This window comes from Micromonospora sp. NPDC003241 (genome assembly GCF_053589795.1).
Genome location: NZ_JBSFSO010000088.1, coordinates 1 through 6,551, shown reverse-complemented (window position 1 = coordinate 6,551; position 6,551 = coordinate 1). Strand labels below are relative to the sequence as shown.

The following is a 6,551-nucleotide window of genomic DNA, read 5'->3' as shown; positions in this document are numbered from 1 at the left end:
GGTACGGCTGGGGGATCTTCGGCCGGTTGCCGCTGCGCAATCCCGGCTTCTCCACCCTGCTGGGCATCCTGCACACCCTGCTGATGCTCGCCGTCGCCCCCACCACGACCCACACGAGAACTGGGAGAGTTCGATGCGGACGGTAATCATCTCCGGTGCCTCCAGCGGCATCGGCTGGGCCACGGCCCAACGGTTCGCCGCCGGCGGGGACCGGGTGTTCAACCTGGACGTGCAGGCCCCCACCGATCCGCAGAACCCGGCGGTGCAGTGGATCGAGACCGACGTCGCGGACTGGTCGGCGGTCCGCGACGCGGTCACGCAGGTCGCCGAGACCGCCCCGATCGACGTGGTGATCGCCAACGCCGGCATCAGCGTGCGACACGGGGTGCTGGAGCTGACCGAGGCCGACGCGCGCCGCGTCGTCGACGTCAACCTGCTGGGCGTACTCGGGCTGTGGCAGGCGGCGGCCCGGGTGATGGTGCGGCAACGGGCCGGCGTGCTGCTGGCCACCGCCTCGGTCAACGGCGCGCGGGGTTACCCGCTCTACGCCGACTACAACGCGACCAAGGCCGGCATCGTGGCGCTCTGCCGCACGTTCGCCCTGGAGCTGAGCCCGTGGATCCGGGTCGCCTGCGTCAGTCCGGGTGCGGTGCTGACGCCGATGCAGTTGGCCGAGTACACGCCGGCCATGCTCGACGAGGTGAACGCGAAGATCCCCGCCGGACGGCACGCGTCTCCGGAGGAGATCGCGGCGGCCTTCCACTACCTCGCCTCCCCGGAGGCGAGCTTCCTCACCGGGCAGGAACTGGTCATCGACGGCGCGGAGACCGCCGGAGCGACCACCGCCGTGTTCGGTGCCGACACGAGCGAACGGAGTGAGCAGATCATCGAGGCAGACGCGCCCCAGGGCGGGACGACGCGGAGCGGAGTGCCGGCATGAGGGAGCAGGGGACGACGCGGAGCGGAGTGCCGGCATGAGGAAGCAGGAGTCGGAGCAGACCAGGAAGACGGTGTTGCTGGTGGTGATCGGTGCGGTCGTGTTGCTGGTGCTCGCCGGAGCGGGTTCGGCCGTCTTCCTGACGGCGCGCAGCGGTGGTGTCGCCAAGGACGTGGTGGACGACTACTACCGCGCGTTGGAGGAGCGGCGTTTCGACGACGCGTACGGGTCGCTCTGCGCCGAGGTACGCGCCGACCAGTCCCGGGAGGCGTTCACCTCGGCGGCCGAGGCGCGGCTGCCCAGTTCCCACGAGATGACCGGTGAGCTGCGGGTCAACGGCCTGCCGTGGAAGACCACCGGCACGGTCGGGGTCAGCGTCAGCTACGCCGACGGCACCACGCAGGCGCGGATGGTGTCGATGCTCCGCGAGGACGGCGACTGGCTCATCTGCGAGCCGTCGGTGTGACCTGCCGCGCCCCCGCCCCGTGGCACCGCGCCGCGGGACTTCCCGGGGCGGGGCGCGGACCGGGTCACAGCCAGCGTTGCCGTACGGCGTTGGCGCCGGCCTGGAAGCGGCTCTCCGCGCCCAGCCGGGTGGTCAGGTCGGACATCATCCGCTGCACGGTGCGGACCGACAGACCGAGTTTGCGGGCGGTGGCCTCGTCGGTGTAGCCGTCGCCGAGCAGTTGGAGCAACTGCCGCTCGGTCGGTTCCAGCCCGTTCTCGTCCGCGCTGGCCGCAGAGCCGAACGGTGTCGCGGTGGACCAGGCGTGGTCGAACAGCGAGCTGAGGGCGGCGGTGATCCCCGGGTTGTGGATCTCGACGGCGCCCTTGCGGGCGTCGGTGGGGTCGACCGGCAGCAGCGCGATGCGGCGGTCCACGATGATCATCTGGAACAGCACCACCGGCAGGCAGCGGGTCTCGCCGCCGAGGCTGTTGAACCAGCGGGCATAGGCGAGCGTGTCCGGATCGTTGCGGAAACTCTCCTGATAGATCGACTTGATGGTCACGCCCCGCTCCAGGGCCTCCTGGTTGACCGGCTTGCTGGCGGCCATCGCGTCCGGCCGGTGTGCGCCGCCCGGGTTGAACGAGAGGCACTCCACCTGCGTCAGCCGGGCGAGTTCCTGGAGGCGTTGGCGTACCGAGTCGAGCTTCACGATCTGGATCAGTTGGTGCTGCTGGTCCGGCTGGTCGACGTGGTGCGCCTCGGAGAGCGCGTCGATCGCCGCCTGGGTCGCCTCGATCTCGTACTGCTGTTGGGCGATGTCCGCCTTGGCGCGGGCGAGCAGCGCCGCGAGGCCGACCTTGGGACTGGTCGGGGTGATCTTGCCGGGGCTGACCGGCGACTCGCGGACCAGGGCGAGTTCGATCAGCTCGTCGAGTGCGTCGTGCACCTGCCGCGCGTCGATCCGCAGGGACTCGGCGATCTCGGCGACCCCCCAGGTCGACTGGCGCAACATGGTCATGTAAACGGCCTCTGCGGTGGTCGATATGCCCAGGGTGCTGAACACTCTGCTCCCTCCCACTCGTACTCCGTGCCCGACCGGTGGCCTGCCGGGAAAGAGATTGTCAGATGGCAAAGACGGCTGGCAAGATCCTGCCACCCTGACGTGAACCCGCCTGGCGCGATCCCGTCACTTGGATCTTGTTGACCGTATCCGGGCGTCGCAAGAGACTGGCTTCGCCGACGCGGTAATCGGGGAAACCGTTAGGCAGGTTGCCTGATTCGGGAAGGAAAGTGGCCGTATGTCTCGTCGCCTGAAGTTCGCCCTTGCCGCTCTGGCTCTTGTGGTCAGCGCCTCCGCTCCGTTGCTCGGCGAGCGCGTTCCCCTCAACAAGACCGACGGGCCGACCGCCGGGTACTCCTGGGGAATGCCGCTGCGCTAGGTCGCGGATACCGTTCGCTGAACGTGGGGGCGTGTTGGCGGGGGGATGTCTACGACACATTGGATGGAAACGTGCAGCTGTCAGCCGTAACGCTCATTCCGGTGACGACGGCACGGACGCCGCTGACGCCCGAACGGCTAAGGGACCTGATTCTCGGCTGTCGTGTGGATGGCGACCGAGTCGAACACGTCAAGGTAATAGAACGAGCGGGGTTGATGTGGATAGGGGCCTATGTCGCTATCTGTGACATGAGATCCGCCGAACTGAGTCTGGCTGATCTCTGTGTGCGGGCCGCCGCGCGACTGGACGGCTGGGAAGTGATCCGACAGTGGGAGCTGTGATCATCGTCCGGCCGCGCGGCGACCGACACCCGCTCTGGATGGGCACGGAGAGTCTGTCGCTGACTCTCCGTGGTCCGGTGGAAATGCAGTAGGACCGTGCCGGCCTATGGCTGGTCGGTGACGCGCGCCGTTATCGATGGGCATATAAGGTGATATACGATAGCCCAAGCTCTATACCCGTCCGTTCCACCATCACTGACAGAAACCTTGTGCAGCGGGCCGCCTATCAGGACCGGCGTGTACTCAGCGCCGACATCAGCGCCCTGCTGCTCAGCGCCGAACTGACCGATCTGACCCGGACCGAGCTCCTGGTCGTGGCGCCGATACCCGGTCAGATGCCGCTGCCGGCGGAGGTGTTCGGCGAGCTACGGGCCCGCAACCTGACGGTCCGCCTGCTCTTCACGCCCGGCCGGGAGCCGCTGGCCGAGCCGGTGGCCACCCTCGCCCGGGACGGGATCGCGCTGCCGGCCCCGGTGGACCTGCCCTACTTCCTCGTGGTGCGGGACCGGGCCGTGGTCTATCTGCCCCACCAGGATCCGGTGCATCCGGGCAACGGTCGGCTGACCCGGATCCGCAGCGTGGTGATGGGTGACTCGCTGGCCACGGTGTTCGGCCTGATGTGGGACACCGCGGTGCAGCGCACCCGGGCCGCCCGGACGACGACCGCCCGGGTCGACGAGGGCGAGGAACTGATCCGTGCGCTCGGCGAGGGGCTGACCGACGACCAGGCCGCCGCGACCCTGCACATGAGCCGGCGGACCTTCGCGCGGCGGGTGTCCGACATGATGCACCGGCTCGACGCCAACACCCGATTCCAGGCCGGTGTCCATGCCGCGCGACGCGGCCTGGTCTGATCAGACCGCCAGGTATGGCACCGGCCAGTGCCGCATCCGGAACGGGAGTACGAGCGTGCGGCCGTCGGCTTCGACGGCCAGACCTGCCTCGACCGCGTCAGCGACCAGCTCCGTGTCGTCGGCCTCCGGGCGGCCGTCCGCCGACTCGGCGAGATGCTCGAACCGGTCGGCACCGTCCTCGATGACCATTCGCGAGGCCGGCTGGCCGGGCCGGACGTCCTTGATCGTGACGATCCCCGGCCCCCGGCGGTAGTAGAACGACCCGTAGCGGTAGTCCCGCGCCCAGGCCACGGTGTGGGTGACGTCGTCCAGCTCCACGCCCAGGCACGGCGGCAGCAGGTGCGAATAGGTGTGCAGCGGGAACGCCGGGCGACCGCGCAGCGTCCACCGCAGCCGGACCGCGTGGCTGGTGACCGCGCGGAGCATCCGCAGCAGGTCGAGGTCCTCCGCCGGGGACTGCCCGAACCGCAGCGGCTCGGGCAGCTCGACCGCGAGCAGACTGTACGCCGCCGGGTCGGCCCGCAGCGCGTCGAAGTCGATCACCGCGCTCGTCGCCGTCGTCATGGGAATCAGCTCACCTTCAGCGGTTCGGTGGGGGTGGCCAGCGTGATCCAGTGGCCCTGCTCGGTGAAGAGCAGCCCGTCACCGGCCAGCTTGCCCAACCAGTCCTGCAACTCCTCGGCGGTCAGGCCGTACTCGGCGACCCGCGCGGCCAGGGCCTTCGCGGTCCGTCCGTTCTCCAGCTCGCGGTACGCGGCCACGAACCCGGCCCCGGTGATGCGGTGGTCCTGCTCCGGCCAGCCGACCCGCCGGTCCTCGATCACGATCTCCTCGTCGTCGGCGCTCAGGATCCGCAGCGAGCTGGACGGGTAGGCGTCGATCCAGATCCCGATGAGCTTGTGCAGCCCCTCGGCGTCGGTCTCGGAGAGCCCGGCCGGATCGGTGTCGAACAGATAGACCATGTCGGTCAGCCGTTCCGGCGCGAGCGCGTAGACGTGGTCGTACATCTTGGCGGGCCGGCGGTTGGGGAAGCCCAACAGCGGGTTCTCGAAGTACGGGCTGAAGCGTTCCAGCAGGATCCGGGCCGCACCGGCCGGCGGTTGCAGGTGCACCAGGGCCGGCAGTTGCCGCAGGACCGCCTCGTAGTCGGCGGTGGACTCGGTCGGGAAGCCGTAGAGCCAGCTCCAGGAGACGGTCAGCGAGGCGGCCTCGCAGTCGCGCAGCGTCCGTACGTTGCGTACCCCGGTGACGCCCTTGTCCATCAGCTTGAGCACCGGGCTGACCAGCGACTCGATGCCCGGTTGTACGTGGGTCACGCCGGCCTGCCGCAGCACCGTGATCTCGTCCGGGCGCAGGTTGGACTTGACCTCGTAGTGGATGCGCAGGTCCCAGTCGAGGGCGGCCACGCTGGGCAGCAGGTCACGGTAGTAGCGGTTGTCGATGATGTTGTCGACCATGATGGCGTCCAGCGTCTGGTGCCGCCGGACCAGCGAGGTCAGCTCCTCGATGACCGTCTCCGGCGCCTTGGCCCGGAACTGCATGCCGGTGCCGTTGAGGCCGCAGAAGGTGCAGTGGTGCTTCTCGCCCCACCAGCAGCCCCGGGCGCTCTCCAGCACCAGCTTCGGCTCCACGTACTCGCCGACCGGCGACTCCGCGATGAGCGCGAACCAGTCGTCGTAGTCCGGCACCGGCATCAGGGCCGGCGGGATCAGCTTGCCCTGCGGGTTGTCGTGCCGCCCGTCCTGGTCACGCCAGCACAGTCCGGGTACGGCAGCCAGCTCGATCCGGCCGTCCAGCGCGTCGAGCAGGGCGGGGAAGGCGATCTCGCCCTCGCCGCGTACCACGTAGTCGACGAACGGGAAGTTCTCGTGGATCGCGGCGCCCATCATCCCGTCGCAGTTGCCGCCACCGAGCACGATGGGCACGTGCGGGGCCAGCTCCTTGATCCGCTTGGCGGTGGCGAGGCTCGGCGCGTTCTGCATGAACGTCGTGGTGAAACCGACGAGGCTGGGCTCGGTGGCGAGGATCTCGCGGGCCGCGGCGTCGACGAAACCGGCGGCGTACTCGCGCATCCGGGTGACCCGGCCGATGTCGAGACCGTGCTTCTCGGCGTACCGGCGCAGCTCCGCGACGCCGAACGAGTCGTCGCCGCGCAGGACCCCGGCGAACACCCAGTCGCCGAGCCCGTGGAACAACCCCTCCTCCGCGACCTCGGTGTACTCCGGCGGCCCCAGCTCACCGTCGGTGGCGTCGAGGAGGTACTCGGCCCAGCGGATGCCGCCGTGGTAGCTCAGTGGTTCCGGCCGGCCGGCGGCGACGGTGACGGCCTTGAGTAGTCCGATGGGCAGCGACGGGCAGTCCAGGGACTGCCACGGCATGGCCGCGAGGCAGATGGTCATCGTCTCGTCTCTCGCAGATCCGGCGCGGGTGGCACGAACTGGTGGGGCACCGCAGGCTGCCGGTGGTCCGGGTGGGTCCGCCGCCGGAGTCCCAGTAGCCGGTGTTCCAGGAGAAGACGCGTACCGCGTCGGC

Annotated in this window: 7 protein-coding genes; 4 read left to right on the top strand and 3 right to left on the bottom strand. The window is 69.4% G+C overall.

What is annotated here, in order from left to right; translation table 11 throughout:
* The first annotated feature begins 133 nt into the window (after window positions 1-133).
* Together ACWDVW_RS32415 and ACWDVW_RS32410 are read left to right on the top strand one after the other, a co-directional pair.
* Window positions 134-940 (top strand): SDR family NAD(P)-dependent oxidoreductase, encoded by an 807-nt coding sequence (locus ACWDVW_RS32415; protein ID WP_449956748.1) that lies wholly within the window; start codon window positions 134-136, stop codon window positions 938-940.
* A gap of 34 nt (window positions 941-974) precedes the next feature.
* Entirely contained in the window at window positions 975-1,403 is a 429-nt protein-coding gene (locus ACWDVW_RS32410) for an Rv0361 family membrane protein (RefSeq protein ID WP_396740356.1), read from the top strand.
* Between the two features lie 64 nt (window positions 1,404-1,467).
* On the opposite strand, the gene ACWDVW_RS32405 is transcribed toward ACWDVW_RS32410, so the two are convergent.
* Window positions 1,468-2,403 (bottom strand): LuxR C-terminal-related transcriptional regulator, encoded by a 936-nt coding sequence (locus ACWDVW_RS32405; RefSeq protein WP_396740355.1) that lies wholly within the window; start codon window positions 2,401-2,403, stop codon window positions 1,468-1,470.
* Window positions 2,404-2,683: 280 nt separating this feature from the next.
* Here ACWDVW_RS32405 and ACWDVW_RS32400 point away from each other — a divergent pair, with 280 nt between their 5' ends.
* Together ACWDVW_RS32400 and ACWDVW_RS32395 are read left to right on the top strand one after the other, a co-directional pair.
* Window positions 2,684-2,824, top strand: a complete 141-nt coding sequence (locus tag ACWDVW_RS32400) for a hypothetical protein (RefSeq protein WP_449956744.1) — start codon at window positions 2,684-2,686, stop codon at window positions 2,822-2,824.
* Window positions 2,825-3,374: 550 nt separating this feature from the next.
* Window positions 3,375-4,019, top strand: coding sequence for a hypothetical protein (locus tag ACWDVW_RS32395; protein ID WP_449956741.1), 645 nt, complete (start codon window positions 3,375-3,377; stop codon window positions 4,017-4,019).
* Here ACWDVW_RS32395 and ACWDVW_RS32390 read toward each other — a convergent pair whose 3' ends face one another.
* Entirely contained in the window at window positions 4,020-4,583 is a 564-nt protein-coding gene (locus ACWDVW_RS32390) for a DUF5825 family protein (RefSeq protein ID WP_449956738.1), read from the bottom strand. It lies immediately after the preceding gene.
* 5 nt (window positions 4,584-4,588) lie between these two features.
* Window positions 4,589-6,418 carry a RiPP maturation radical SAM C-methyltransferase gene (locus tag ACWDVW_RS32385; protein WP_449956735.1) on the bottom strand — a complete coding sequence of 610 codons (1,830 nt, stop codon included), beginning with the start codon at window positions 6,416-6,418 and terminating at the stop codon, window positions 4,589-4,591.
* Window positions 6,419-6,551: the final 133 nt, after the last annotated feature.